The sequence below is a fragment of the Verrucomicrobiota bacterium genome (genome assembly GCA_016200005.1).
GTDB lineage: Bacteria > Verrucomicrobiota > Verrucomicrobiia > Limisphaerales > PALSA-1396 > PALSA-1396.
The window spans coordinates 99,930-126,135 of sequence record JACQFP010000022.1; the positions used below are offsets into that span (position 1 = coordinate 99,930).

Annotated in this window: 18 protein-coding genes; 8 read left to right on the plus strand and 10 right to left on the minus strand. The window is 57.8% G+C overall.

Annotated features, from left to right (window positions below):
* Positions 1 to 70 precede the first annotated feature (70 nt).
* The 3 genes from HY298_07645 to HY298_07655 all read right to left on the minus strand — a co-directional run bounded on the left by HY298_07645 (position 71) and on the right by HY298_07655 (position 4,511).
* Entirely contained in the window at positions 71 to 1,072 is a 1,002-nt protein-coding gene (locus HY298_07645) for an FAD:protein FMN transferase (protein MBI3850147.1), read from the minus strand.
* A gap of 66 nt (positions 1,073 to 1,138) precedes the next feature.
* Positions 1,139 to 2,545 (minus strand): Gfo/Idh/MocA family oxidoreductase, encoded by a 1,407-nt coding sequence (locus HY298_07650; protein ID MBI3850148.1) that lies wholly within the window; start codon positions 2,543 to 2,545, stop codon positions 1,139 to 1,141.
* Positions 2,546 to 3,011: 466 nt separating this feature from the next.
* Positions 3,012 to 4,511: a hypothetical protein gene (locus HY298_07655; GenBank protein MBI3850149.1), complete on the minus strand. Its 1,500-nt coding sequence runs from the start codon at positions 4,509 to 4,511 to the stop codon at positions 3,012 to 3,014.
* A gap of 148 nt (positions 4,512 to 4,659) precedes the next feature.
* Here HY298_07655 and HY298_07660 point away from each other — a divergent pair, with 148 nt between their 5' ends.
* From HY298_07660 to prpD, 6 genes are all read left to right on the plus strand, one after another.
* The gene (locus HY298_07660; GenBank protein ID MBI3850150.1) at positions 4,660 to 5,961 is read left to right on the plus strand and encodes a neutral/alkaline non-lysosomal ceramidase N-terminal domain-containing protein; all 1,302 of its coding nucleotides are present in this window, start codon (positions 4,660 to 4,662) and stop codon (positions 5,959 to 5,961) included.
* 168 nt (positions 5,962 to 6,129) lie between these two features.
* On the plus strand, positions 6,130 to 11,028 hold the full coding sequence (locus HY298_07665; GenBank protein ID MBI3850151.1) for a VCBS repeat-containing protein: 4,899 nt from the start codon (positions 6,130 to 6,132) through the stop codon (positions 11,026 to 11,028).
* Between the two features lie 98 nt (positions 11,029 to 11,126).
* Positions 11,127 to 11,975 (plus strand): methylisocitrate lyase, encoded by an 849-nt coding sequence (gene prpB, locus HY298_07670; GenBank protein MBI3850152.1) that lies wholly within the window; start codon positions 11,127 to 11,129, stop codon positions 11,973 to 11,975.
* Complete coding sequence (prpC, locus tag HY298_07675; protein MBI3850153.1) at positions 11,972 to 13,093, plus strand: 2-methylcitrate synthase; 1,122 nt, start codon at positions 11,972 to 11,974, stop codon at positions 13,091 to 13,093. Before prpB ends, prpC begins: the two co-directional genes overlap by 4 nt.
* A 5-nt stretch (positions 13,094 to 13,098) precedes the next feature.
* Complete coding sequence (locus HY298_07680; protein MBI3850154.1) at positions 13,099 to 14,052, plus strand: type II secretion system protein; 954 nt, start codon at positions 13,099 to 13,101, stop codon at positions 14,050 to 14,052.
* Positions 14,049 to 15,638, plus strand: coding sequence for a 2-methylcitrate dehydratase (gene prpD, locus HY298_07685; protein MBI3850155.1), 1,590 nt, complete (start codon positions 14,049 to 14,051; stop codon positions 15,636 to 15,638). The genes HY298_07680 and prpD overlap by 4 nt, the downstream gene beginning before the upstream one ends.
* Here the strand turns inward: prpD and HY298_07690 are convergent.
* Positions 15,628 to 15,963, minus strand: a complete 336-nt coding sequence (locus HY298_07690; GenBank protein ID MBI3850156.1) for a type II toxin-antitoxin system RelE/ParE family toxin — start codon at positions 15,961 to 15,963, stop codon at positions 15,628 to 15,630. The two genes, prpD and HY298_07690, sit on opposite strands and share 11 nt — an antisense overlap.
* Positions 15,960 to 16,190 carry a hypothetical protein gene (locus HY298_07695; protein ID MBI3850157.1) on the minus strand — a complete coding sequence of 77 codons (231 nt, stop codon included), beginning with the start codon at positions 16,188 to 16,190 and terminating at the stop codon, positions 15,960 to 15,962. The genes HY298_07690 and HY298_07695 overlap by 4 nt, the downstream gene beginning before the upstream one ends.
* Positions 16,191 to 16,386: 196 nt before the next feature.
* Between HY298_07695 and HY298_07700 the strand changes: the two genes are divergently transcribed.
* A complete protein-coding gene (locus HY298_07700; protein ID MBI3850158.1) occupies positions 16,387 to 17,154 on the plus strand; it encodes an SDR family oxidoreductase in 768 nt (255 codons plus the stop codon).
* A gap of 229 nt (positions 17,155 to 17,383) precedes the next feature.
* Here the strand turns inward: HY298_07700 and HY298_07705 are convergent, their stop codons facing one another.
* The 3 genes from HY298_07705 to HY298_07715 all read right to left on the minus strand — a co-directional run bounded on the left by HY298_07705 (position 17,384) and on the right by HY298_07715 (position 21,265).
* The gene (locus HY298_07705; GenBank protein MBI3850159.1) at positions 17,384 to 19,150 is read right to left on the minus strand and encodes a hypothetical protein; all 1,767 of its coding nucleotides are present in this window, start codon (positions 19,148 to 19,150) and stop codon (positions 17,384 to 17,386) included.
* Positions 19,147 to 20,322: a cobalamin B12-binding domain-containing protein gene (locus tag HY298_07710; GenBank protein MBI3850160.1), complete on the minus strand. Its 1,176-nt coding sequence runs from the start codon at positions 20,320 to 20,322 to the stop codon at positions 19,147 to 19,149. Before HY298_07710 ends, HY298_07705 begins: the two co-directional genes overlap by 4 nt.
* A gap of 139 nt (positions 20,323 to 20,461) precedes the next feature.
* Positions 20,462 to 21,265 carry a DUF1559 domain-containing protein gene (locus tag HY298_07715; protein ID MBI3850161.1) on the minus strand — a complete coding sequence of 268 codons (804 nt, stop codon included), beginning with the start codon at positions 21,263 to 21,265 and terminating at the stop codon, positions 20,462 to 20,464.
* Between the two features lie 283 nt (positions 21,266 to 21,548).
* Here HY298_07715 and HY298_07720 point away from each other — a divergent pair, with 283 nt between their 5' ends.
* Positions 21,549 to 22,400: an SDR family NAD(P)-dependent oxidoreductase gene (locus HY298_07720; GenBank protein ID MBI3850162.1), complete on the plus strand. Its 852-nt coding sequence runs from the start codon at positions 21,549 to 21,551 to the stop codon at positions 22,398 to 22,400.
* A gap of 95 nt (positions 22,401 to 22,495) precedes the next feature.
* On the opposite strand, the gene HY298_07725 is transcribed toward HY298_07720, so the two are convergent.
* Together HY298_07725 and HY298_07730 are read right to left on the minus strand one after the other, a co-directional pair.
* A complete protein-coding gene (locus tag HY298_07725) occupies positions 22,496 to 23,914 on the minus strand; it encodes an amino acid permease (protein ID MBI3850163.1) in 1,419 nt (472 codons plus the stop codon).
* 25 nt (positions 23,915 to 23,939) lie between these two features.
* Positions 23,940 to 26,039: a right-handed parallel beta-helix repeat-containing protein gene (locus tag HY298_07730; protein ID MBI3850164.1), complete on the minus strand. Its 2,100-nt coding sequence runs from the start codon at positions 26,037 to 26,039 to the stop codon at positions 23,940 to 23,942.
* Positions 26,040 to 26,206 lie beyond the last annotated feature (167 nt).

Here is a 26,206-nt window from a genome sequence, read left to right on the forward strand (position 1 = left end):
GTCGTTGGGTGATGGATTATCAACGGCCATTTGTTCCTCCATTGCGCCAGTTCCGTTTGGTCCGACGGGTTCACGACTCTCGCTGCACGGCGATCCCTCTTGCCTCCACCCGAAGCGGCTGGTTGGTCTCCGATTCGACGATCAGAAGCGTCGCTATGCCGGGGCGCAAACTTGCGATGTGGTCGTGGCCCGCCTCACCCAACGTCAGAAGAGCGGTCGATAGCGCGTCGGTTTCAGTCGCGGAAGGGAGCGCCACGGCAGCCAGCACAGCGCCGCGGACGGGTCGCCCGGTCCGCGGGTCGAGGACGTGTCCGAAAGTTTTCCCATCGGCCTCAAAGGACTTTCCCCACACCGCCGAAACCGACAGGGCTTGGTCTTGCAATGGAATTGTGGCGAGCGGGTTTGGCGTGACGCCTTCAGGCGGTTCGGACGTGATGGGCCGCGCGAACGCGGAACTCTGGCCGTTCTGGGGCGGTCGTTCAATCGCGACTTTCCAGAATTTCCCATCCAGTGGCCGGCCCAATGCATAAACGGTGCTGGTGCCGCCGTGCAATAACGCGCTGGTGACACCCGCCTCGCGCAACAGTTCAGCGGCGCGTTCCAAGGCGTAACCCTTGCCGATGGCGCCGAGGTCGAGCATTGCACCGTCGCAGGCAAACTGAACGGTGAAATCGTCCGCGTTCAATTTGACAAGGTGCATTCCAACCTTGGCGCGCGCTGCTTCGAGTTCGTCGGGGTCAGGAAGTCTGCCCGTGTCGTTCACAAACCCCCAGCAACGCATGAGCGGCGCCACGGTGATGTCGAACGCGCCATTCGTCTCCTCATGCAACCGTTGGGCTTGTTGTAGCAGCCGGAACAATCCAGGCTCGACGCGCACTGGCGCGTGAGCGGCGCGGGCATTGAGATGGCTTATTGCGCTGGACGGCCGATAGGGACTTAGTTGCGAGTCCAGGCGTCCGATTTCTTCCAAGGCTTCCTCCCCCGCTGCGCGCAACCGCATTTCATCCGTGCCGTGTAACACGATTTCGAAGCGTGTCGCCATGGCGTTGCAGGCGAGGGTGACGGTTTGCATCACGGAAAAGAAAAAAGGTTTCGGTGGGTTTGACGCCGCCGAAACCTGTGTCGGAAACCAAATTGTTTAAGACAGCGGCAGCTTGCCGTAATTGAGCGCCTCCACCGAATGATAAGAGAGCGGTTCCACGGGCCGGCCGTCGCCGGTCGAAATCTTGCGCGTCTTTTCGTCGAACAGGCAGGTGATGCCTAGGCGGTCGGACATTTCGGCCAGCGAGATGATGGTTTGCACGCGGACGGCAAGGTCGATGTTCGCGTGTGGCAGTTTACCGGTGCGGATGCAGCTAAACCAATTCTTCTCATGTTCACCGATGTCTTCACCCGGAGTGAGGTTGTCGAATGACTCCGGATCAATCTCATCGGCGAAGGGACGCTCCGGTTTCAGTTCCAGGCGATTGCCGCCGAAATAGAGCGTCGCCTTGTGTCCGCGGATGATGTCCGGGAAACCTTGTTCGTTGACCGAACTGCTGGCGACGATCAGGGTCAGGCCACTGGGAAATTCAGCAAGCAATTGCACACTTTCCGGCACATCTCTTTCCGGAGTGCCGGGGGTCAGCAAGTCCGAATGAATTTTCCGCGTGCCGATGCAGTTGACGCGCACCGGGAACTCCGGGTTGCCCGTCGCCAGAATCAGCGGATGCAGGCGGTGCGGAACTAAATCACCCAGCAGTCCCGCGCAATAGGGATAGTACTTGCGCCAGCGGCGAAAATAATCGCCATTGAACGAAACTTTCTTGTGCACACTTCCCTGCCACATTTCCCAGTTGATGTCCTGTGGTGTCACCCAGGGAAAGATCTCGTAGTTGTTCCATTCGCCCTTGGGGTTGTTGCGCATGTAAGAACCTTGCGACATGACCAGCGGGCCGATCTTCCCGGCTTTGATCAGGTCGGCGGCTTTGTGATACTTGGCGTCCGAGCAGCCCTGCGAACCGACCTGCAGAATTTTCCCGGTCTTCTTGACGGTGTCATGGAGGTCAAACGCTTCGCCGAGGTAACGCGTCATCGGCTTTTCCACATAGACATTTTTGCCGGCGTTCAGCGCGTCGATGGAAGTCTTGGTGTGCCAGTGATCCACCGTGGCGATGCACACCGCGTCGATATCTTTTCGCTCGAGCAATTTGCGGTAATCCTCGAATTCGGCGACGTCGCTGTTGCCGATCATCTTCTTGGCCTCGCCATTGCGGGTCTTGGAAACGTCGCAGACGGCGGCCTGCACGATGTTGTTGTCCGACGCATTGCGCTTCATGCTGTCCACGTGGGCCTGACCCTGGCCGCCCACGCCGATGTACGCCACAGCGATGCGGTCGTTGGCGCCGACCACGCGGCCCGCGGACGGCGCCTGGTTCTGGCCATAGACGGGTGTTTTGAAAACGTTGGCCGTGGCCACGACTGCGGCGGCGGCGGTGGCGGTCTTCTTGATGAATTCCCGGCGCGATTCCGGGCCGGACGAGGATTTGGTTTCGTTATTGTCCATAAAAAACGTGGTTGAGTTTTTGATACAGTTCCAATGAACCCTAGCCTATTGGTCATAGTGGTCAATGAAGAACTTGGCGGGATTTGAATGGCAAAGTGAACAACGCGGTCCTTGGAGGATCGATATCGACTGGGCAAGCTCCCGGATGATGGGTCGCCAGACGCAGAACAACCTAAAGGTTGAACTCCAACAAGTGGCAGCCCGCGTTGGAGTTCAAGCTTCAGCTTGTTCGGGTTAAATTAATAGCGGCCGCGCTCGGTCTAACACCGAGCCGCAAGATTTGCGTGTGCGCCCGGAGAGAGCGATTGTCAAATTGAGTTTCCGGAGAGGCGATCACAAGCGGCGGAGGAAAAGCGCCGATAAATCGGACGCACTCCAAACGCTTCGTGAGTTTTTGGTCATCAGCAAACGCGAAGCTGAGCGGAAAGCATCGAGACTTTTCGACTTCATACGTCGGCGGCTACGCTCATTGCTGCACGCCCACGCGATAGAAGAACGGGCCGTCGCCGATGGCGTTTGTGTCCGTGTAACTCGTCGTGCCGATTTGACCGGTGATGTTGCTTCGCAGCAGCGAGAACGCTGGGAACACTCCGAGGTCGGTGGCGCGTTCGAGCCAGTAGCTTCGACCACTGACGCTTTGCCAACTCACGGCAACGCCTGATGTGTCGTTGGTTGGATTAAGCAATCGCAGCACGGACAACGAGTTGGTGGGATCAGTACCGGCAATCCATTCCTGCCAATTGTTCATGAAGTCGCTGTCTGAATCCAAGTAATCCGCCGAGCCGTCTGTGGGTAGGCTGTATTGTTGCGCCCAAGCGTAGGAAAGAATCGAGGAAGGCGTTTGAAATTCATACGCGCCGATGTCCACCGTGCTGCCAACGATCCGCGGGTCGCCATCCAGATCGGTGCTGTTAGTTGCATAAGCATTTTTCCCAGCGTTGATGCATGGAGAATTGGATTGTAGGTGGTAATCACCACCCACTTGGTCTGCAAAGAGTGGCGCGTTGGTTATGTTTCCAGCTGCTGCGGCTAGGGGACCGCTGCAGCAATAGGTCAGCGGACTATCCCAATAATTCGATGTCACCGAGTATACAGGATTGGTGGCGATGTTGAAGTACACAACGCAGTTGCGGATCCTTGTAAGGCTGCTCACTCCGCCACCTCTGCCAGGTCCAGGGGGGGCGCTGGTAGCCGTATTTCCAATCACCGTGCAATTATTTAAAGTTCCACTGTACACTCCACCACCATCGCCGGCCGAATTGCTGACGATGAGACAGTTGTTCAGCGTACCTCCCAAGGCGCCGCCCCCAGTGCCGCGGGTCGCATTCCCAATTAGCGTACAAGAATTGAGCGTAGAGCCGTAAGCGCCGCCGCCGTAAAGACGCGCCCAATTGTTGCTAAGGCTGCAATTGATCAAAGTTCCTCCGCCGTACGCGCCGCCGCCGCCGGCATCAGCCGAATTGCATGTAAGCACACAGTTAGAAACTATCGAGGTGGTTTGAAACAAGATGCCCCCGCCATGCCAGATAGTCCCCGATGCAGTTGTGCCTGTAGCACCATTGGTCAAAGTAAAGCCTAGCAATGCCGCTCCATTGGCCAGATAGACACAGCGCACAGCGCTGAAGCCATTTGTCGTGCCAGGCACTTGATAGCCCTCAATCACCGTCACCGCCGGGCCATTGATGCTTTGCACCGTAATCGCTTTGGTCACTGCTACGCGATTGGTCGTTGTGTCGCTGCTCAACCTACCACCAGTTCGGTAAACCCCATTCGTCACCAGTACTTGGTCTCCGTTGACGGCCGCGTCAACAGCATCTTGAATCGTCACAGCCGCCGTGGACCAGTTGGTGTAAGGCGGCGTTGCATTGGTGCTGTTCACATCCACATAGAGCACCGCCGCCGAGGCGTTGATCGTGAGGAGCGTCACGAGGCTGACTGCCAGTTGAAGATAATATTCTTGCATCATTATCTTTCGTGAGAACTGGATTTCTTGTAGCATTGAGTCTCGTCAGGCGCAAGCACAAAACTGGTGGGGAGCGCAGGCGCCCCGCGCTCCTCGATCGCCCAAAAAGACTTGCCCGACAGGCTGAAGAACGCCATCAATCCTGACGACCATGAGTGAAGAAGCTTTCCAAGTGGGCGAAGGCGTGGTGGAGATAACACCGCCTTTGGGGATCGAGATGGCGGGCTTCCATAAACCGCCGGGCAAGGAGCGGCGCATCACCGGCATCCGGCAACCGACGTTTGCGCGGGCGTTGTTCATGCGCTTGGGCCGGACACAAGTGGTGATCGTTTCGGTGGAAGTGATCGGTGTTTCGCGCGCGTTCGCTCAACGCGCGCAAAAGCTTGTGGCCAGAAAGACGGGCGTTCCGTCGGCAAACATCCGGATTTGCGCCACGCATTCGCATTCGACACCGGCGTTGCTGTTCCTGCGGCAATGGGGTGCGGTGTCGGAAAAGTATCGTGACATTGTCGCCGGGAAAATTGTCGAGGCGGTCGAACTGGCGAAGAAAGACCTCGCGCCGGCGGACACGTATGTCGGCAGTGAGCGCGCCGTGGGTGGAAATTTCAATCGCACCGCCAAGACCTGGAAGACGGATGAGAAGTTCAATTCGGAATCGACCGACGACGAGCGTTGGCTCGACACCACGCTGCACGCGCTCTATTTCCTCCGCGAAAAACCGAAGCGCAGTCTGGTCTGGTATCATTTTTCCGCGCACCCGGTTTGTTACACCGACGACAAGTCCGGCCCGGATTGGCCGGGCATCGTCTTCGAAAAGCTTAAGGCGCGGGATGAACTGGAGCCGGCCTACCTTCAGGGTCACGCCGGCGACGTGAATCCCGGGAATGGCAAGCCGTGGCTGGGCGATCCCGAGCAGGTTTCGGAGGCGGTTTATTATGCGCTCCATCACGCGATCAATCATTCCACGCTCGTCAGGTTCAACGACATTCGTTTGACGCACTCGGAAGTCAAAGTTCCGCTGGACACGGCGCAATTGAAGGAACAACTCGACTTGTATCGAAAGGACCCGTCCAAGTGCATTCAAGGCGAATGGGTCGATGGTGGCTTTGCCAAGGACTGGTTTGAGAGGGCGATGAAGTGGAGTCTGAAGAAGGGCAGCCTCAGCACGCCGATGAGCGCGTTGCGGTTGGGCGAAGTTGCACTGCTTTTTCATAGCGCGGAGCTTTACAGCTTTTACGGGTTGAAGATTCGGTTGGACTCGCCGTTTCCAGCAACGCTCGCGGTCGGATACACCGACGACCTCATCGGTTATCTGCCTGACCCCAATGCCTACAAAGAACGTGAGTATGCGGCGATCGTGGTGCCGAAGATTCTGGATCATCCACCATTCATGCCGACCGCAGCGCGTGAATTTACCGCCGCGGCGACTGCGTTGTTGAAGAGGCTGGCGTGATTCACTGAACTTCCCCTCACCCGGCCAGAGGCCACCCTCTCCCCATCCGATGGGGAGAGGGCAGGGTGAGGGGACGTGGTAAGGACAAATTTCTTTTGTGGCGCAATCTGATAGCGGAAAGGTTGCGCTTGAGATTGAGGCGGGATTCAGACTGAATGAAGTCACACTATGTTTCTGAAAAGCCACCGACCTCTGCTCTCTCTCCTCGGATTGTTTGACGTGACGCTTGGGTTGCTGGCCGCAGTCAACTCCTTTGCTGACGCGAACCGGCTGACTTATCTCGACGAGAACGATCCGTTTTATGTCCGACTGAATTTTCCCAAGTTAACCACGCCGCAATGGGTCGGCGAGCCGGGCGTTGAAGCGGTAGTCATCCTCGCGATCGACGACATGCGCGAGCCGCACAAATATGAAGCGTTCCTGCGTCCGATTCTCGAACGGCTCAAACAGGTCGAGGGGCGCGCGCCGGTCAGCATCATGTGCAACGCGCTCGATCCGCAACACCCGCAGTTGCAGGCGTGGTTGAAGGAGGGTTTGTCGCTGGAGGTCCACACGCTCACGCATCCTTGTCCGTTGCTGGCGCGGAGCAACTTTACTGCTGCGGCGGACACTTATCATGGCTGCGTCGATTTGCTGAATCGCATTCCCGACAATCAACCGGTCGCCTTTCGGATGCCATGCTGCGATTCGATGAACAGTCCCAGCCCGCGCTTTTACGCCGAGGTGTTTAATCGCACCAGTTCCGCAGGAAAGTTTCTGACCATCGATTCGTCCGTCATGAACATCACGACGCCAAAAGATAAGTCTTTGCCGCGCGTGTTGACGGTGGATGCCGATGGCCGGGAAAAGTTTCGCAAGTATCTGCCCGCCGTCACCAATGCCATCAGCAAAGTAAGCATGGGTTCATTTGTGACCACGATTGAAGACTATCCGTATCCTTACGTGATCGGAAAACTCTGCTGGGAATTTCCATGCGTGCTGCCAAGCGATTGGGAGGCGCAAAACATCCACGGCACAAACAATCCCGTGACCGTCGCTGATTGGAAGGCGGCCCTCGATGTCACTGTGATGAAGCAGGGAGTGTTCACCATGATTTTCCATCCGCACGGCTGGATTCGGAACGATCAGATCGTGGAGTTGATTGAGTACGCTGTCACCAAATATGGCAAGCGTGTGAAGTTCCTGAATTTCCGCGAAGCGCAGGAGCGGTTGAACAAAAATCTACTGGCGGGACAACCGTTGCGCGCTGTCAACGGACAGGACAACGGTGTGCGGCTCGTTGATCTGAACAACGATGGCTTTCTGGACGTGGCCATCGGCAACGGGCTGATGAAGAAGACGCGCGTTTGGCAGCCGAAGGAAAGCCACTGGCTGGAAGCGAGTTTCCCGACGACGTTAGACGCTGGCGTGAAGTTCGGCGTTGTTCGCGCGGATTCGCACGCGACCATTCTGGTGAACAGCGCTGTTAAAGGCGCCTGGCATTTTGACGGGGAGAAATGGATCGAAGACAAGTCGCTGTTGACAGGGCTTGAGATTGGCGGGAAGCCGATCAACACGAGCGAGAATGGCCGTGATCGCGGCGTGCGGTTTCGGGATGTCGATAACGATGGGCGTTGTGAACTGATCGTCGGCAATGAATCCCAGAACGCGGTGTTCGCGTGGTCGCCGGAGGGAAGCAGATGGAAGCAACTTCCGTTTGCACTGCCGAAAGGCGTCGCGATCGTGGATGAGAATGGGCAGGATGCCGGATTGCGCTTTGTTGATTTCAACGAGGATGGTTTCGCTGATGTGATCTTCTCGAATGACAAAATCTTCTCGCTTCACCTATTCGTGTCCGAAAACAAGCCGGGTCTGGCGTGGGAGGTGGGTTGGCCGCGCAAAGTCCGGGCGGGCAAACAAGGTAATCCCGATGCCATTCCGATGATTGTCCGCGCCGGCACGAATCGGAACAACGGTGTCTGGTTTCACTCGCGTCATCTTTGGGTGCAGAATGAGGAGACCGACCGGTTGCCGGACAAGGTGGACCGTCGTTCGTATGAAACGCTGCTGGCTTTCGACGCGCCGCCGCCAAAAGCACCGGAAGAATCGCTGAAGGAAATCGAGGTGCCACCGGGATTCAAGGTTGAACTGGTCGCGCACGAGCCGTTGGTTCGAGACCCGATTGCTTTTGAATGGGGCGCGGACGGAAAATTGTGGGTGGTTGAGATGGGTGATTATCCGGTCGGCGTGGACGGTCACGGCAAGTCCGGCGGCATCGTGCGGTTTCTGGAGGACACCGATGGCGACGGACGCTACGATAAATCGACGGTCTTTCTGGAAGGCCTCAACTTTCCCAACGGAGTCACACCGTGGCGCAAAGGCGTCATCGTCAGCGCCGCGCCGAGAATTATTTACGCCGAGGATACTAACGGCGACGGCAAGGCCGACGTGCGCGAAGTGTTGTTCACCGGGTTTCGCGAAGGTAATCAACAACATCGCGTCAACGGCTTCGATTACGGTCTGGACAACTGGATTTACGGCGCCAACGGCGACAGTGGCGGGGAGATTCATTCGGTGGCGACGGGCAAGAGCTTCAATCTGCGCGGGCGCGACTTTCGATTCAAACCGGATGGTGGTTCGTTTGAGACGGTGGAAGGGCAGACGCAGTTTGGCCGTCACCGGGATGATTGGGGCAACTGGTTCGGCAACAACAATCCCACCTGGCTCTGGCATTATTTTCTACCCGACCATTACCTGAGTCGCAATTCCCACCTTGCCGTCCGGTCCACCATGCACTATCTGGCGAATTATCCGCACAACACTGCGGCGTTCGCCATCAGTCGTCCAATGCAGCGCTTCAATTTTCCCGACATGGTCAACACTGTCACCTCGGCGAACAGTCCCACGCCCTATCGCGATGAATTGTTCGGGCCGGAGTTTGCGACGAGCGTTTTTGCCAGCGAACCGGCGAACAACTTGATACATCGCGAAGTGCTCGAACCGGACGGTGTCACTTTCAAAAGTCATCGCGCAAGAGGCGAAGAGGAGCGGGAGTTTCTGGCGTCGCGCGACAACTGGTTTCGTCCCACGATGCTCAAGACCGGACCGGACGGCGCGCTGTACATCGCCGACATGTATCGGCTCGTCATCGAACATCCCGAATACGCGTTGCCGGGGATGGACAAACAGATCGATGTGCGCGCGGGTCACGACAAGGGTCGGATTTATCGCGTCTTTCCAGCAGATGCAAAGCTGCGCAAAATTCCCCGACTCGACCAACTCAAGCCTGCTGATTTAGTGACGGCGATGGACAGTCCCAACGGCTGGCAACGTGACACCGCGCAACGTTTGCTGGTGCAGGCCGCCGACAAATCCGCCGTCAAACTGCTGCAACAATTGCTGGGCAGCAGCGCGCGACCCAAGACCCGGTTGCAGGCGCTCTGCACTTTGGACGGACTCGGCGCGGTGACACCGGAGATTCTGGTCAAAGGATTGAATGACTCGCACCCCGCGGTGAGGGAACACGCGGTGAGATTGAGCGAGCCGTTCATGAAGAAAAATCCATCCCTCACCCCGGCCCTCTCCCTTTCGGAAAGGGAGAGGGAGAATCGTGCAACGCGCTCAGCAGAACCGAAAGGCGGCGAGTTGTTGCGTGAAGCGGAGAAAGGTCACCCTCGCCCCCGCCGAGGGGGAGAGGGACAGGGTGAGGGGTTTAATTCATTTTCTTCTCTTGCTGACGCCTTGCTGAACCTTGTCGATGATCCGGCCATCCGCGTCCGCTATCAACTCGCCTTCGGCCTCGGCGAATGGAACGACCCGCGCGCTGGTCGTGCTTTGGCCAGGCTCGCGATCAAAGATGCCGACAATTCCGAAATGCAAATTGCCGTGATGAGTTCCGCGGTTCCGCATGTCGGCAATATGATCGATGCGCTCCTGGCTGAAGCTGGCCAGCGAGCGACTCCTCTGGAGTTGCTCGACAAGCTATTCGGCCTCGCTGTTGTCGCAAGCGATGAAAAGTCGTTGGCAAAAACTCTGGCGCGGGTAACCCAGCCAATCGATGGAAAACATCCCGCGTGGCAACTGGCGGCCTTGGCCGGCTGTCTGGACGCGTTCGAGCGCCGCGCCGGCTCATTGAAGGCCTTTCAGTCCGGGAGCGGCGCGGAGTTGAGGCAAACCATCGACCGGTTCGACGTTGTTTTCAATGAAGCCCGCCGGATCATCGGCAATCCGACCGCCAACGACACGGAATCTCGCCTCGCCATTCGCATTTTGGGTCGCGGCCTGAATCAGCAGGAACAGGACATTGATCGTCTCGTCACATTCTTGCAGCCGCAGGTCGAGGGCGATTTGCAATCCGCTGCCCTTGACTCATTGAAGCGCGCGAACAGCCCGCATGTGGCCGACGCATTGTTGAGCGGCTGGAAAGCGCATAGCCCCGCTTTGCGGATTGAGGTGCTGAACATCTTGTTAAGCCGCCCCGAGAGGACTCGGAAATTACTGGAGGCGGTTGAGGAAAAACGAATCCTTCCGAGTGAGCTGGGCACCGTGCATCAGCAGAAGCTCCTGACCCATGCCAATGACGAGATTCGTAAACGGGCCGCGAAGTTATTATCCGCCACGAACACCGACCGGCAGAAAATCATCAAGGACTTCGCCGCGGTGAACGAGTTGAAGGGCGACGCGGGCAAGGGCGCCGATTTATTCCAAAAGAATTGCGCCGTCTGCCATCGCTTCAACGGTGTAGGTAACAGCATCGGGGCGGACCTGGGCAGCGTGGGGGACAAATCCGTTCCGGCGATGCTGGTCTCGATCCTCGATCCGAACCGCGCGGTGGAAGCGCGCTATCTCAGCTACACCGCGCTGACAAAAAGCGACCGCGAGATCAGCGGCGTCATCGCAGCCGAAACCCCGAACAGCATCACGTTGCGGACGGCCGGTGGAACTGAAGAGGTTGTTTTGCGCAGCGACCTCAAAGAGTTGAGGGGTTCAAGTCTTTCGCTCATGCCCGAGGGATTCGAGAAGACCCTGACACCACAGGCCCTCGCGGATTTGATTGCCTACATTGCGTCGGGTGAGCAGAAGCGATAGATTCGTGCCGGAAACATTTCAGTCGGTTGTTGACCAATTCAATCATGAGAACCGCAAGGCCGCCCAAAACCCGGAAAACAGTTGCTGCCACGAAGCCGATGGATTCTGCCGGCGCGCGGTTTCGCGCGGCGATGGAAAACGAGCGTCCGTTGCAGATTGTTGGCGCGATCAATGCCTACACCGCCCTCCTCGCCGAGAAGGCCGGCTTCAAGGCGTTGTATCTTTCCGGCGCGGGCGTGGCCAATGCCAGTTACGGCGTGCCGGACATTGGCCTGACCACGCTCGACGACGTGCTCATCGAAGTGCGTCGCATCACCAGTGCGACGAGACTGCCCTTGCTCGTGGACGCGGATACCGGCTGGGAAAACCTGCGTCGCACCGTCCGTGAAATGATTCGCGAGGGCGCGGCGGTAATTCACATCGAAGACCAGGTGGAGGCCAAGCGGTGTGGCCACTTGTCCGGCAAACAACTCGTGTCGCCGAAGAAAATGGTTGCGCGCATCAAGTCCGCTGTGTCGGGGAGGACTGATCCCGCCTTCGTCATCATGGCGCGGACCGACGCGGCGAGCGTCGAAAGCTTGGAAGCCGCCATCGCGCGCGCGCGGCTCTATCGCGATGCGGGCGCGGATATGATTTTTGCCGAGGCGTTGAGGACGTTGGATCAATACCGGCTGTTCGCGCGCGCGGTTGAAATTCCCGTGCTCGCGAACGTGACTGAATTCGGCAGGACGCCGTTGTTCACAGTCCAGGAACTGCGTTCTGCTGGTGTGGCGCTGGCGCTGTATCCCCTCTCGGCTTTCCGCGCGATGAGTGCCGCAGCATTGAAGGTGTTTCAGACCATTCGCGCCGAGGGCACGCAACGGAAAGTTGTTGGCCAGATGCAGTCGCGCGCTGAGCTGTATGAGTTTTTGGGTTATGACGTGTTTAACAAAGGAATGAGAGCATGAGCATGGAGAAGAAAACTGGCGGACTGGCCGGCATCGTTGCCGGGGAAACCGCGATCAGCACCGTAGGCAAAGAAGGCGTTGGCCTCACGTATCGCGGCTATGCGATTGAGGATCTGGCGGAGCGGGCGACGTTCGAGGAAGTCGCCTTCCTGTTGCTATACGACCATCTGCCGAGTCGCAATGAACTGGCCGACTACCGAAAGAAGCTCATCTCGCTTCGCGGATTACCGAAGTCGCTGAAGACGGTTTTGGAGCAATTACCTGCCGCGACGCACCCGATGGATGTGCTTCGCACTGGTTGTTCCGCGCTCGGCTGTCTTGAACCGGAGGGCGACGAGCGCGATCAAATACAAGTCGCCAATCGTCTGCTGGCAGCCTTTCCCTCGATGCTGCTCTACTGGTACCAGTTCCACAAACAGGATGAGCGAATCGAAACTGGGACCACCGATCCGTCCTTGGCTGCGCATTTTCTCCATCTACTCCTCGGCAAACCGGCGGATGAATTACGGATTCGAGCCATGGATGCCTCGCTGATTCTTTACGCGGAACACGAATTCAACGCCTCGACTTTCGCGACGCGCATCACGACCTCCACGCTGGCGGATTTTTATTCAGCAATCACGAGCGGCATCGGCACCTTGCGCGGCAACCTGCACGGTGGCGCCAACGAAGCGGCGATGGAATTAATCGAGCGTTTCAAGACGCCCGACGAGGCGGAGGCTGGATTGATGCAAATGTTGCAACGCAAGGAACTCATCATGGGCTTTGGGCATCGCGTTTACAAGACTTCTGATCCGCGTTCACCGGTGATCAAAGGCTGGGCGAAAAAACTGGCCGCAGCGTGCGGCGACGAACAGATTTATTGCATCTCGGAACGTATTGAAGCGGTGATGTGGCGCGAGAAGAAGCTCTTTCCCAATCTGGATTTTTACAGCGCGGCGGCTTATCATTTTTGTGGCATTCCGACCGCGATGTTCACGCCGCTGTTTGTCATCGCGCGCACGTCGGGCTGGTCGGCGCACATCCTGGAGCAGCGCGGGAACAATCGGTTGATACGTCCGACGGCGGAATACATCGGGCCGGCGCCTCGTGCATTTGTGCCGATTGAACAAAGGTGAGGATGATGCGGAAGGTCATCGCGAACGGTTGTTGGAGTCCAAGCTTTAGCTTGTCCGGCGGCACGCTCAAGCGTGAACTCCAACCCAAGTCCGACGCGAGATCCAAACCTGATAGCGGTTTTACGCTGATCGAACTCCTGGTCGTCATCGCCATCATCGGCATTCTCGCCAGCTTGTTGTTGCCGGTTTTGGGCAAGGCCAAACTCAAGGCGCAGGGACTGCAATGCATGTCCAACCACCGCCAGTTGACGCTCGCGTGGAAAATGTACAGCGATGACAACCGCGATGTGTTGCTCTATGCCAGCGGCATCTGGCCGTACACGTCTCACGACCCGGATGTCTGGATCAGCGGCTGGATGGATTTCGAACCGGGCAACCGCTCCAATTGGGACGCCGACGTGGACATCAAGCGCAGTCCCCTCTGGCCTTACTGTGGTCAGTCAACCGGGATCTGGAAATGCCCAGCGGACAAATCGGCAGTGGCTGTGGACGGCAAGTTGCTCCCGCGCGTGCGCAGCATGTCGATGAACATCTGGGTCGGCGGCTTTCGCGGGATGGATTACGGTCTGTCCGACAGCGCCGATCCGTTCGCGACAGGCGGCGGCCGCTGGCGGGTTTATTTGAAAATGACCGACATGATTGATCCAGGACCGACGCGCACTTTTGTTTTGTTGGACATGCGCGAAGACAGCATTGATGTCGGCAATTTCGCCCCGGACATGCGCGGCTGGCCGGATAATCCGGCGCAAACCGGTTTTTATGATCTGCCCGGCAGCTACCACCATCGCGCAGGCGGTTTTTCATTTGCCGATGGTCATGCCGAAATCAAACGATGGGTGGATGACCGGACCATGCCGCCACTCGTGAAAAGCGGATTCGTTGATGACCATCTGTTGACGCCGTTCAACAAGGATGTCGTCTGGTTGCAGGAACGGTCCACGCGCAAAATCAACCCATGAACCATTCCACTGGCGGAAAATCTTCGCGCCCGGCACCCGACCGATTGTTGGTGGAAATCGCGGACTACGTCTGCGATTTCAAAATCACCAGCGACGAAGCGTTCAACACCGCACGCTATTGCCTGCTCGACACGCTGGGGTGCGGCCTGCTCGCGCTGAAATATCCAGCTTGCACAAAACTGCTCGGGCCGGTTGTGCTAGGAACAATCGTGCCCAACGGCGCGCGCGTGCCGGGGACGAACTACGTGCTCGATCCCGTCACCGCCGCGTTCAACATCGGTACCCTCATCCGCTGGCTGGATTTCAACGATACCTGGCTCGCGGCGGAGTGGGGGCACCCCTCGGACAATCTCGGCGCGATCCTCGCCGTGGCGGATTTTGTGAATCAGAGCGCAAAGATTCCCCGCACCCGTCGTGACGGACACCCTCTCCCCATCCGATGGGGAGAGGGACGGGGTGAGGGGCGCTCCGGTTACACCGTCCGCGACATTTTGACCGCGATGATCAAGGCGCACGAAATCCAAGGCATCCTCGCATTGGAAAACAGCTTCAACCGCGTCGGCCTCGACCATGTCCTGCTCGTACGCATCGCTTCGACAGCCGTGGCCACACACTTGCTCGGCGGGACGCGCGAGCAGATCATCAACGCCGTCTCCAACGCCTGGCTCGATGGCGGCGCGCTGCGCACCTATCGCCACGCGCCCAACACTGGCTCGCGCAAATCCTGGGCCGCCGGCGACGCCACCGCGCGCGCCGTTCAACATGCCCTCATGGCAATCAAAGGCGAGATGGGCTACCCGTCCGCTCTTTCCGCGCCCAAGTGGGGTTTCAGCGACGTGCTCTTTCGCGGCCAGCCCGTCAAACTCGCACGCCCGTTCGACTCGTATGTGATGGAAAATGTATTGTTCAAGATTTCCTTCCCCGCCGAGTTCCACGCGCAAACTGCCGTCGAAGCCGCGATCAAGTTGCACGAGAAGTATTTTGCAGAGCGCGCTTCTGTTGGAGTTCAGCCTTTAGGTTGCCCACCCTCCGACACGCTAAAGCGTGAACTCCAACGCGCCCCGCTGAGAACCCTCGACCAGATCGAGCGCGTGGAGATTCACACGCACGAATCCGCCCTCCGCATCATTGACAAGACCGGGCCGCTGCACAACCCGGCCGACCGCGACCATTGTCTGCAATACATGACCGCGATCAGCCTCATCTTCGGCGCGCTCACCGCCGATCATTACGAGGACGCGACCGCCGCCGATCCGCGCATTGACGCCCTACGCCCGAAGATGGTCGTGCGCGAAGACCCGCGCTACACCCGCGAATATCTCGAACCGGACAAGCGCGCCATCGCCAACGCCGTGCAAATCTTCTTCCGCGACGGCAGCGCGAGTGAGAAGGTGGAAGTGGAATATCCCGTGGGCCACCGCCGCCGCCGCGCCGAAGGCATTCCGCTGCTCGTGAAAAAATTCCAAGCCAACGCGGAAACATGTTTCCCGCCTGAGCGCGTCAAACAAATCGTTGCGCTGTTTGAAGATGTGAAAGGGCTGGAACTGATGGCGGTGAATGAGTTCGCCGAGAACTTCATTCCGTAGCCGGTGGTTCGGCCAATCGCCTCGGCAAATCCCGCGCGCCGTGCATCAACCGCACTGCCTGCAAAACTTCGTCGCCCACGCGGTAAGATACGATCAGGCGATTGAAAGGCTTCTGAACTGGAAACGATCGCAAGCCTTGGAGTTTGGGATGCCGGAAACGGCGCTTCCGACCGAGTTCTGGTTGGATGCAGAGCAATCGAAGCGCGGAATCCACTGCCTCCTCATAGTGGCGAGCAACTTCGCCACCGGCCTCACGCACATACCATAAAGCCCGCAAGGCAAAGTCTATCTGGAAATCCGCCGCGCGCTCGAGCGCCAAGCTCATTTCCGTTCTTCCTCGCGGATGATGCGCTCGACGATAGATTGCATTTCCTCGCGAGAATACGGCGTGTACGGGCCGTCAATGGCCTTCAACAACTCCGCCTCCAGTTCCGGGCTGTCCACTTCTGGATCGAGCGGAGGATGGGGTTCCCGCAGCAACTGCTCCAGTTCCGCGCGTTCGGCGGGTGAAAGCGTGTCAATGGCAGCTTTGATTTCCTGCACCGTGCTCATGCCCGGAAATTAGCATTGCGGAGCGCCTCAAACAAGCCTATTTACCGCTCGTGAAACATCGCCGTCGCGCCGAAGGACATGGAAGCGTTCGTTGAACTTTTTGTTTGCTGAACGGTTTGTCTTTGCGGATAAGTGTCGCGTTCAAAACGCAAAACGCGCAAGGAACTGAAACAATTTTACCAAATCACAATAAACTATGAGCCCAAGCATCAGTCTGAAAGACAAAGTGGCCATCGTCACGGGTGGAGGACGCGGCATCGGCAAAGCCATCACGCGCCGTTTCGCCGAGGCGGGCGCAAACGTCGTCATCGCCAGTCGCACATTGGAAAATCTGGAAGCGACGGCGAAGGAGTTCGCGTCGCTGCCGGGCAAGGTCGTACCCATTGCCTGTCACGTCGGGCGCAGCGAACAGATCGAAAACCTAGTCAAGGAAACCGAGCAGCGATTTGGTCCGGTGGACATTCTGGTGAACAACAGCGCAACCAACATCGGCCAAGGCCCTGCGCTCAAGGTTGATGACGCGATGCTCGACAAAATGGTGGAGATCAACATCAAGTCGGCGCTGCGGCTGATCCGGTTGATTGTTCCCAAGATGATCGAGCGCAAAAGCGGCGGGTCGATCATCAACATCGCGTCGGTCGCCGGCTTGCGACCGCAACCGGGCGGGTTGCTCTACAGTTTCACCAAGGCCGGGCTGATCATGATGACCCGCTCTTGGGCGCAGGAGTTTGGCCAGCACAACATCCGCGTCAATGCCATCGCGCCTGGACTGATTCAAACTGATTTCAGCGCGTTCTTCTGGAAGGACGAATCGCGCCGCCATCAATACGAATCGTCGCAACCGATCCATCGTATCGGACAACCCGAGGAAATTGGCGGCATGGCGTTGTATCTTGCGTCCGATGAAGCATCATTCGTCACGGGACAAGTGATGGTGGTCGATGGCGGCATGACGGCGGTGTGAGGAAGCGGCGCGACAGGGGTTGAGCCGCGATGCAAAATAAATCGCAGTTATTGCTGCCCATCACCCGTCCTCTGCCCATGAATCTCTCTCCGGCCCACCCACCCCCTGACCCCTCCCAGGAGGGGAACAAACCACCGTGCGCGGCTCCCCTCCTGGGAGGGGCAAGGGGTGGGTTCGGTGGGCTCCATGCGCGCACTCTGCTTCCTGGTTTTTTTAAACTTACATGTTGCTACACCATCGGACGGAAACGGCCGACACAACCTTGCAGCGCAGTGGTGATCTGGCCAAGGGAACAAACCTCGACGGCGTTCAATAATTCGGCAAAAACATTTCCGCCGCTTCGGCAAACATTTTCCAACCGTTGCAAAGCAACCGCAGCTTTCTTGGCGTGTTTCTTTTTGAAGGCGTGCAACCGGGCAACCTGCGCTTTCTGTTTCACTGGCAGTGTGCGTTCAAGTTTCGGCGACGGCATTGTTTCTTCGCTGGCGTATTTATTCAGGCCGATGACGGGACGATGGCCGGAGTTGATTTGTTTTTCGTAAGTGTGCGCGGCTTGTTGGATCTGGCTGCGTTGATACCGTTGCTCCATTGCCGGCAGCACGCCGCCAAGTTGTTCGATCTCCGTGAACACATCGAGAATCTGCTGTTCCACCTGTCGCTCCAGGATTTGCAAACCGGGCGAGCCGCCAAACACATTCATCATCTGTTTGAAAAGTCCCGTCTCTTCCAAAATGATTGATTGCGCGTGCGACGCGAGCCGGACGTATTCCTCGGTGGGCGTGGTGAATGGTTCGTCGGCGCTGTTGCTGTGGCAGGAGTTAGTGGAATTGATGTAAGCCATCATCAACTCGACCGCCGTGCGGGTGAGATTATTTTTGAACTCAGCAGCAATCAACGAACGCCCGCTGGTTTGCGTGTGCAGCTTCAGCAGTTGCGCGCGCGGGTCGGCCTTGAAAACGTCGCGCATCCCGATGGCCCAGATGCGCCGGCACACGCGGCCGAGGACGAGATATTCGATGTCCAATCCGCTATCGAGGAAGAACGAAAGTCGCGGGCCGAACTGGTTCACGTCCATGCCGCGCGTCTTGAACATGTCCACGTAGGCAAAGCCGTTGGACAGCGTGAAGGCGGCTTGCTGGACGGGTGTCGCGCCCGCTTCGGCGATGTGATAGCCGCTGATGCTGATCGGATACCAGCGCGGCATGTGCTGCGTCGTGTATTCCGCCATGTCGGTGAGAAATCGCAGCGCGGCTTCAACCGGGAAGATCATTTCGTTTTGCGCCTGCACTTCCTTGAGGATGTCCGCCTGAATCGTGCCGCGCAGTTGTTCGACGACACGCGGCCCAAAGCGTCGTTTGGCGGCGGCGACATACATAGCCAGAATTGCAGGCGCGGGAGCATTGATGGTCATTGAGACGCTGGAATTCTTGTCCGTCAAATCGAACCCTGCATACAACCGCTCCATGTCCTCGACCGTGTCCACGGCCACGCCGCCTTCGCCCACTTTACCGAGGACGCCTTCGTAATCGCTGTCGAGGCCGTAAAGCGTAGGCCCGTCGAACGCGGTGCTCAACCGAACGCTTTTCTGATGTTTCGAGAGATAATGAAACCGCGCATTCGTGTCCTCCGCCAGGCCGAGTCCGGCGAACAACCGTGTTGGTTCCTCGATTTCGGATTTCGGATTTCGAATTTCAGATTTGTCCGAGGATAGATACATCTCGCGATAGGCGGCGTTGGCAAAAGGAAACTCGCCGGGCAACCCCTCGCCAAAAAGATACCGCGCCACTTCGCCCGGCTCGTCGGTTTGCGGCAATGCCAGCCGCGGCAAAGCGGTGCCAGTGGGCGATTCAGTGGTTTCAATTTGGGCTTTGATCTTGTGCCAGCGCTGGACGAGTGACCGGGCGAATTTCCTTTGGGTCCGCGCCCGCGTCATCTGCTGGCTCACAAACCGATTGTAGTTCCCGACTGATTCAACGACTTGACTGAGACTGCTCATTGTCGGTTTGCCTTTTCTTCAATCGCGGCGTAAAGCGCATCCACGCCGGGATCACCGTGTCGCGCGGCGATGGTGCCAAACAGTTTCTGCCCGCGCTGGTTTGCCTCAAGGCGCTCCGCGATTTCCGCCTTTGCGGTTTTTGCCGCGGGTTGATCGCATTTATTTATCGCCACAAAATCAGCGCCGTTCAACAGCCCGATTTTCTGCAGTTGAATCCGCCCGCCATAATAAGGCGACATCACCAGCAGGCTGGCGTCCACCAGTCGGCGACGCCGGCCGAACAACTGAAACGGGTCGCTCTCCTGGCCAATACCGACGGACTCAACAAAGATAAAATCAACCTCGCCGCTGGATTTCAGAATCTCAAGCGCTGCTCGTGTTGCTGACGAAAGCCCGCTCAAATGCCCACGCGTGGCCAGCGAACGCATGAACACCCGGTCGTGTTGTGCGTAGATCATGCTCGCGCGGTCGCCGAGAATCGCGCCGCCGGAGTCGGGATGCGATGGGTCATTGGCCAGGACGGCCACGCGCCCTTGCGGATGTTGTTGGAGGTAGCGACGCACCAACTCATCGATCAAAGTGCTCTTGCCCGCGCCGCCCGGCCCGGTGACGCCCGCCACGAAGGATTTACGATTTACGATTTGTAATTTGCGATTTGGAGCCTGTTTCGGACTTCGGAGTTCGGATTTCGAGCTTTCAGCTACCGTGATAGCACGCGCCATTTTTCGGTCGCCGTGCAAGCCTCGTTGGCGGTTTAGCGGACGGCTGTAATGTTTGATGACTGTGCTGACAATTTCCTGAAGCGGCGTACCGGCGAAAAAAATGCGGTCCACCCCGCGACGCTTCATCACTGCTTCATCCTGCGGTGTGATTGTGCCGCCGCCGCCACCGAACAATGGGATGCGTTGACCGCCGTATTTGTGCAGACATCCGACAACCTCGTCGAAGAACGCAATGTGCCCTCCGTTGTAGGAACTGATGCCGATGGCGTGAACATCCTCTTGCACGGCGGCGCGCGCAATGGCACTGGCCGGGCAATTGTAGCCGAGATAAATCACCTCGACGCCATGCCGCGCGAGTTCGAGGTTGATTGTGATGATGGGACTGTCGTGACCGTCGCAGATTGGCACGGCGGTCAGAATCCGAAGCGGAGGTTTTCGTCGAGCGTTCATCGTCCTGTCGTGAAGAATGCTGAACGTTCTCGGGCCGGAGCGCAAGTCACCGGTTAAATCCATCAACGCGAAGGACGAAGTTGTGCACGCGCCATGCGACTGGGCGGCGAACCACTTCCAACCGCCGCAGCCGCTTCGTTTACTTATCGATGGTGGTCCGTTCCTGCAACCAAGCCAGATCACGAGCGATGGGCGGCGGGCCGTTATGCCGGACTTTGTTCGAGTCGTACGTCCCGGTTTCCACCCAGCGATGCGCTTCGACGTGGCTGTCCGCAAATGCCAGGACGCCACCACGACTGTGATGGCTCGCCGGGTAGTGATAAAAAGGACCGCTGTTGCGATAAATTATAAACGCCGGCGTGCAAAGAGTGACCGGATTCACATCCACAAAAGTATAGAGTTTGGCGGGTGAAGGTGGCGACATATCCGGACCCTTCAGGAATTTCTTATACTTCGGATTGGCCGGCGTGGCGAATCCCATGTATTCGTTCAACGAGTAACTCCGAATCTTCGGAACGGTTTTCGCGCCGTTTCGAATCGTGCTCAGGTCGGAAGGGCATTTGTACAGGCGCGGAGTCTTGAGATACGAACCAAAAAGAGCATAACGCGGATCGACGAGCAGATTCTCATCAATGAAGCCCTGAAGGTAATTGTGAAAATCTCCGGAAATCCAAAGTTGTCGGCCCACGCCGTAACCATTCGGCACGAGGACATCGCGATTGTCATCGGCGTACATCTGCCAGGTCAGCGCCAACTGTTTCAAGTTGTTGACACATTGGATGCGCCGCGCGTGTGCCTTCGCCGCGGCGAGCGCGGGCAGCAACAGTCCGGCGAGGATCGCGATGATCGCAATGACCACCAGCAGTTCAATCAAAGTGAAGCCAGCCCGCGGCAACCGCCGATGCGCCAAGTCGCCGGCACCTTTCGATTTCAAGTTCGGCATACATTTGTCCTCTGAGTAGGGCAGACTTTCTCCGGGGCTGGGAGATCTATAGACCAGAAAGCTGGGCTGCGCAACGTCCAAGTTTGGAAAGTTGAATGAACGAATTGCCTGGTTGGTCGCACGCCCCATCTCCAACCGGAATCGTGAGATACAAATTGACAGTCCCGATACCCCCGCCAAAATCCTGCCGTGCACTTTCCAAACCTGATGCCAACAGCCGGGGGGCGCGACGGCAATGGAAAATGCTGTCAGTGGGAAACAAAACTAAACAGAGGATGAAATCATGGGTTGTATGAATGGAAAAGTGGCGGTGATCACGGGCGCGGGCAACGGCATCGGACGGGAGCACGCCCGTTTATTTGCCAAGGAAGGCGCCAAAGTAGTGGTCAATGACCTCGGCTGCAATCGCGACGGCACGGGGCAAAGCAATGCGGCGGAACTCGTCGTCAAAGAAATCAAGGCGATGGGTGGCGAGGCGGTTGCCAACGGCGAAGCCGTTGGAACGATGGAAGCGGGCGAGCGGATCATCAAGTCCGCGCTCGATGCATTTGGGCGAATCGATGTGCTGGTGAACAACGCCGGCATCCTGCGCGACCGCACCATCCTCAACATGACCGAAGCCGAGTGGGACAGCGTGATCCAGGTGCATCTGAAGGGAACGTTTGCCTGCTTGAAAGCGGCAGCAGCGGCGATGAAGAACCAGGGCACGGGCGGTCGCATCATCAACACTTCATCCACCACGGGCCTGCTGGGTAATTTTGGCCAGGCCAACTACGGAGCGGCCAAGGTGGGCATTCATGCGTTGACTCGCATTGCGGCGCTGGAACTGGCGAAACACAAGATCACCGTCAATGCCATTGCCCCGATGGCACTGACGCGCATGATGGCAGATTTGCCGCAAGTCAAGGCGACTTACACCGTCGAAACCATGGGGCCGCAATTCATCTCGCCGCTCGTGGTCTGGCTGGCTTCCGATGCGGCGGCACAAGTGACCGGACAGACGTTTGGTGTCGAAGGCAGCCATATCTTCGCCTACCGAATGATGACCAGTCACGGCGCGACGAAGGTGGGAACAACCGAGCCGTGGAAAGTGGAGGAGATCGGTCCGGCGATGCAGCAGATTTTGAATTGGTGATCCGTCGATTCGCGAATCCTGATGGCGCTTGAAAACTCGCGAAGCGTTTGGAGTGCGCCCGATTTATCGGCGCTGTTTCATTGGTCGCTCCAAGCTCAAGTTTCAGCGGAGCTTTCCTCCGTCGTCTCATCCTTGAACGGCCAGCGACGCGTCCATTTTGACCAGATCAGAAAAAAGATTACTCCCAACAGCAAAGTTCCCAGCCCGAACAGAATCACTTTCCAATCTGCTGTTCCGAACACAAACAGCCAGCCGACCAGCGCCACGAAGCAGGGCAGGGGATAGAGCCAGATGCGATACGGACGCTCCATCGCCGGTGCGCGACGACGCAACAACATTACCGCAACAATCTGTCCCATGAACTGAACGATGATCCGCGTGATGAGCAGCGCGTCGATCACCGTCATCAGCGGCAGGAAACTGCACACGATGGAAACCAGCCCGATTACCAGCAGCGAGACGTGTGGAAAATCTTTCTTCGGGTGCAACCGGCCAAAGACCTTGAAGAAGTCGCCGTTCTGCGCCGCCGCATACGGAATGCGCGAGTAACCGAGCATCAACGCAAACACCGAGCCGACCGCCGTCCAAAGCACCATGACGGTGAAGACGGCGGCGACCTTCGAACCATAGAGCTTTTCCATGAACATCGAGGCGACGGCATCCGGCGGATCTTTCGCGGGCACGAACTCGCGCCACGGCACCACGCCGATGAGCGAGAGATTGATGGCGAAATAAATCAACGCCACCACCACCAAGCTGATCATGATCGAGCGCGGGATGACGCGCCCCGGCGACTTCACTTCTTCGCCGATGTAGCAAACGTCGTAGTAACCGAGGTAATCGTAGATGCCGACCCTTGAGGCAGCGCCCAAGCCCAGCAAAAAACCCCACGAGAACTTGAAAGCGCCCGGAGGAAAATCGAAGGCGATCTTGTGATCGAAGTTCAGCGCACCGCTGACGATGACCGCGCCAACCGTCAGCATGGTACCGATCCACAAGCTGACCGTGATCTTGCCGATGGTCGTGATCCGACGGTAGAGCAGCACGACCGTCAATGCCGCGACGCCCGCCGCAACGAGTTGGGCTAGGCGGACGTTCTCCGGTTTATTGAGCGCAGGGAATAGATACGCCATGTATTGCGCGAAGCCGATGCAGCCCGACGCGATTTCTAACGGCCCACTCAAAATGAACTGCCAGATGAACAGGAACGCCATCATGCGTCCCACCGTGGCGCGCCCGAACGCCTCGCGCAGATAAAGATACGAGCCGCCGGAACCGGGCATCGCCGCGCCGAGTTCGCTCCAGACCATTCCGTCCGGCACGGCGATGATCAGCGCGACGAACCAACCCAACATCGATTGCGGCCCGCCGAGAGCCGACATCAACGCCGGTATGGTGATGAACGGCCCGATGCCGATCATGTTCGACATGTTCAACGCCGTCGCTTGCAGCAAACCGAAACGGCGGAGCAGGTGCGGCGGTTGCGCTGGTTCGGCGGCGGTTTCGGAATTCATGACGTTCCCGCAATAATTCGACGTTTTACTTTTCCCGAAGTTGATTCACGACCGGCCAAGAAGCGCGCTCGTCATTCTTGTAAACACCAATTGACTGAATGGGGATCGGTTTGAAACCCAGCTTCCACGCCGGCGAATCCTTTCGTAATTGGAAGTTCAAACGCGCGGCATCGACAAAACGCGGGTCGTCATTGACCAGGTTATCTTCAAATCTGACCAGCGGCTCAGCGGCTTTCTCGATCTCCAGCCACTTGCCGCCCACCGAAACATTGCGCGCCACGGTGTTGCCCTTCGGTGCGCCGGGTTCATCGTTCAGAATGTTCGGCAGTTGCGGATAACGCGCGCGCCACAACGCGTCCTGGTACGGCACGTCCTTCAATCGTTGCGGCATGACGCCGTTGCCTTCGACGGTGTCGCGCATCCAGTTCAAGCCGCGCGCATCCACATGCACCGACGGCTGGCATTCGACAAAAATGTTGTTCTCAACAAGGTTGTCGCGCCCGCCGCCGATGAAGGCCGCCCGGCCCGCGCGATAAAAAACGTTCCCATAAACGGTAATGCCGCTCGTGGCGTCGTCGAGATAGACCGCCATCGCGCCGTACAAACCCGGCCCGCGGATGTCGTGAAAATAATTATTTCGAATCACCGTGCCGCGCATCGTCCAGTCGCGCCCCATGTAAAACGCGCCTACGTCGCCCGTCTCGTAGCAGACGCTGTGGATTTCGTTGAACTCGATGAAATGATCGTTGCCGCTCAATTGGATGGCTTCATGCGGGGCGTCGTGCATCAGGTTGTGGACGACACGATTCCCGACCCCGCTGATGTTCACAGCAGGGCGATAGGTCCGATAAATCCGGCCAAAGTTGTGAATGTGATTGTTCTCTGCGCTGTGGCCTGCTGGCGTCAGCGTTTTCCGATCTCCGCCGTCCAGTGAAATACCGCTCCCAGCCGTCTGATAAATGTCGCAACCCACCACGCTGTTCGATGTGCCGCCCGCGATTGATACGGCATCACCGCCCGTGTTGCGGATGGTGCAACCGACGATGCGATTCTCCGTTCCGCCAGAAATCGTCACCGCCGTTCCGCGCGTCGCTTCGAGCGTCAGCCCACGAAACGTCACCCACGATGCGTCCTTGAGCGTGAGCAACGTCGGCGTGACCGAAACGACGGCGCGACTCTTTTCCAACGGCGACGGCGGCCAGAAGTAAAGAATTCCCGTCTGCCGGTCCAGATACCATTCGCCGGGCGCGTCCAGCTCGGCCAGGAGATTCAACGCGTAATATCGCTGGCCTTTGCGATAGCCGTAACCGTGGTAAGGCGGCGTGAGGTTGAAGGTGCGCTTGTCGGCGTCGATGGACTCGACCTTCTCATAACTGTCCGACCAATCCCAAAACCAATAGCCATGAAGCCAGAAGTCTTTCTCCGCCGCCCACCGTTTGGGGCGATCTCCGTCGTAAGTGAACTTGCCGATCTTGTCGCCCACGATGCCGTGACTGGTGTACGGCTCTCCCCCAACGACACCAACGATGCGGACAAAGCCGTCGTTCGGCCAACGCGCCAGGGTCATCGGCTGATCGGCGAAGAACAGTTCCAACCGCTTACCATCGGTCACCGCTTCGCCAAGATCGCTGATGCCAATGGCCTTCAGGTCCGCCTGGAGAACTTTACCGCGTGCTGATTCTTCCAGCCGATTGAGAACGACTGTATCGGTGACGGGCTTGAAGCCGGTGATTACTTTGCCACCGACCAACCTGACTTCCTCGCGGCGATAAGCGCGATACACCACGGGAGATTTTTCCGTCCCCGAATCTTCCTGGCTCAGAGCGAACGATTTTTCGAGCGGGTAGAAACCACTGCGCAGATGAACGGTGACGGCGACTTTGAGTTTGCCGGCGACTTTGAGTTTTCGCAGTTCATCGCGCGCGCGTTCGAGAGTGGCAAACGGCCCATCCGTCTTTCTTCCGTTGGGCGCTGCGAGTGTTCCTGACCAGGTATCGTTGCCATTGGTGGCGACGTAAAAATCCACTGCTGGCGATGGGAATGGATTTGCCGCAAGACAGCAGACGAACGCGAGCAGCAGCGAAAGTCGCTGCAACCGGATTTTGGACGGCAGGAAATTCGTCATTGAATTGACTGAGGGCTACCATGACTGATTCCTTTTCTCAAACTTTTTTAACGGTGGTGCGCAACTGATTTCCTTCAGGTTTACGTAATGGCACTTGGACCCAAACTCAGCGACCCGGCCCGCGGGACGCGTGGAGTGCAACCGGAACGCGATGGCCTGGGGTGTTG

Coding starts and splice junctions, on each gene's coding strand:
- HY298_07655 (MBI3850149.1), bottom strand. CDS start 4,511: ATGATGCAAGAATATTATCTTCAACTGGCAGTCAGCCTCGTGACGCTC.
- HY298_07720 (MBI3850162.1), top strand. CDS start 21,549: ATGGGTTGTATGAATGGAAAAGTGGCGGTGATCACGGGCGCGGGCAAC.
- prpB (MBI3850152.1), top strand. CDS start 11,127: ATGGATTCTGCCGGCGCGCGGTTTCGCGCGGCGATGGAAAACGAGCGT.
- HY298_07680 (MBI3850154.1), top strand. CDS start 13,099: ATGCGGAAGGTCATCGCGAACGGTTGTTGGAGTCCAAGCTTTAGCTTG.
- HY298_07695 (MBI3850157.1), bottom strand. CDS start 16,190: ATGAGCACGGTGCAGGAAATCAAAGCTGCCATTGACACGCTTTCACCC.
- HY298_07690 (MBI3850156.1), bottom strand. CDS start 15,963: ATGAGCTTGGCGCTCGAGCGCGCGGCGGATTTCCAGATAGACTTTGCC.
- HY298_07730 (MBI3850164.1), bottom strand. CDS start 26,039: ATGACGAATTTCCTGCCGTCCAAAATCCGGTTGCAGCGACTTTCGCTG.
- HY298_07645 (MBI3850147.1), bottom strand. CDS start 1,072: ATGCAAACCGTCACCCTCGCCTGCAACGCCATGGCGACACGCTTCGAA.
- HY298_07660 (MBI3850150.1), top strand. CDS start 4,660: ATGAGTGAAGAAGCTTTCCAAGTGGGCGAAGGCGTGGTGGAGATAACA.
- HY298_07665 (MBI3850151.1), top strand. CDS start 6,130: ATGTTTCTGAAAAGCCACCGACCTCTGCTCTCTCTCCTCGGATTGTTT.
- HY298_07710 (MBI3850160.1), bottom strand. CDS start 20,322: ATGAACGCTCGACGAAAACCTCCGCTTCGGATTCTGACCGCCGTGCCA.
- HY298_07725 (MBI3850163.1), bottom strand. CDS start 23,914: ATGAATTCCGAAACCGCCGCCGAACCAGCGCAACCGCCGCACCTGCTC.
- prpD (MBI3850155.1), top strand. CDS start 14,049: ATGAACCATTCCACTGGCGGAAAATCTTCGCGCCCGGCACCCGACCGA.
- HY298_07650 (MBI3850148.1), bottom strand. CDS start 2,545: ATGGACAATAACGAAACCAAATCCTCGTCCGGCCCGGAATCGCGCCGG.
- prpC (MBI3850153.1), top strand. CDS start 11,972: ATGAGCATGGAGAAGAAAACTGGCGGACTGGCCGGCATCGTTGCCGGG.
- HY298_07705 (MBI3850159.1), bottom strand. CDS start 19,150: ATGAGCAGTCTCAGTCAAGTCGTTGAATCAGTCGGGAACTACAATCGG.
- HY298_07715 (MBI3850161.1), bottom strand. CDS start 21,265: ATGCCGAACTTGAAATCGAAAGGTGCCGGCGACTTGGCGCATCGGCGG.
- HY298_07700 (MBI3850158.1), top strand. CDS start 16,387: ATGAGCCCAAGCATCAGTCTGAAAGACAAAGTGGCCATCGTCACGGGT.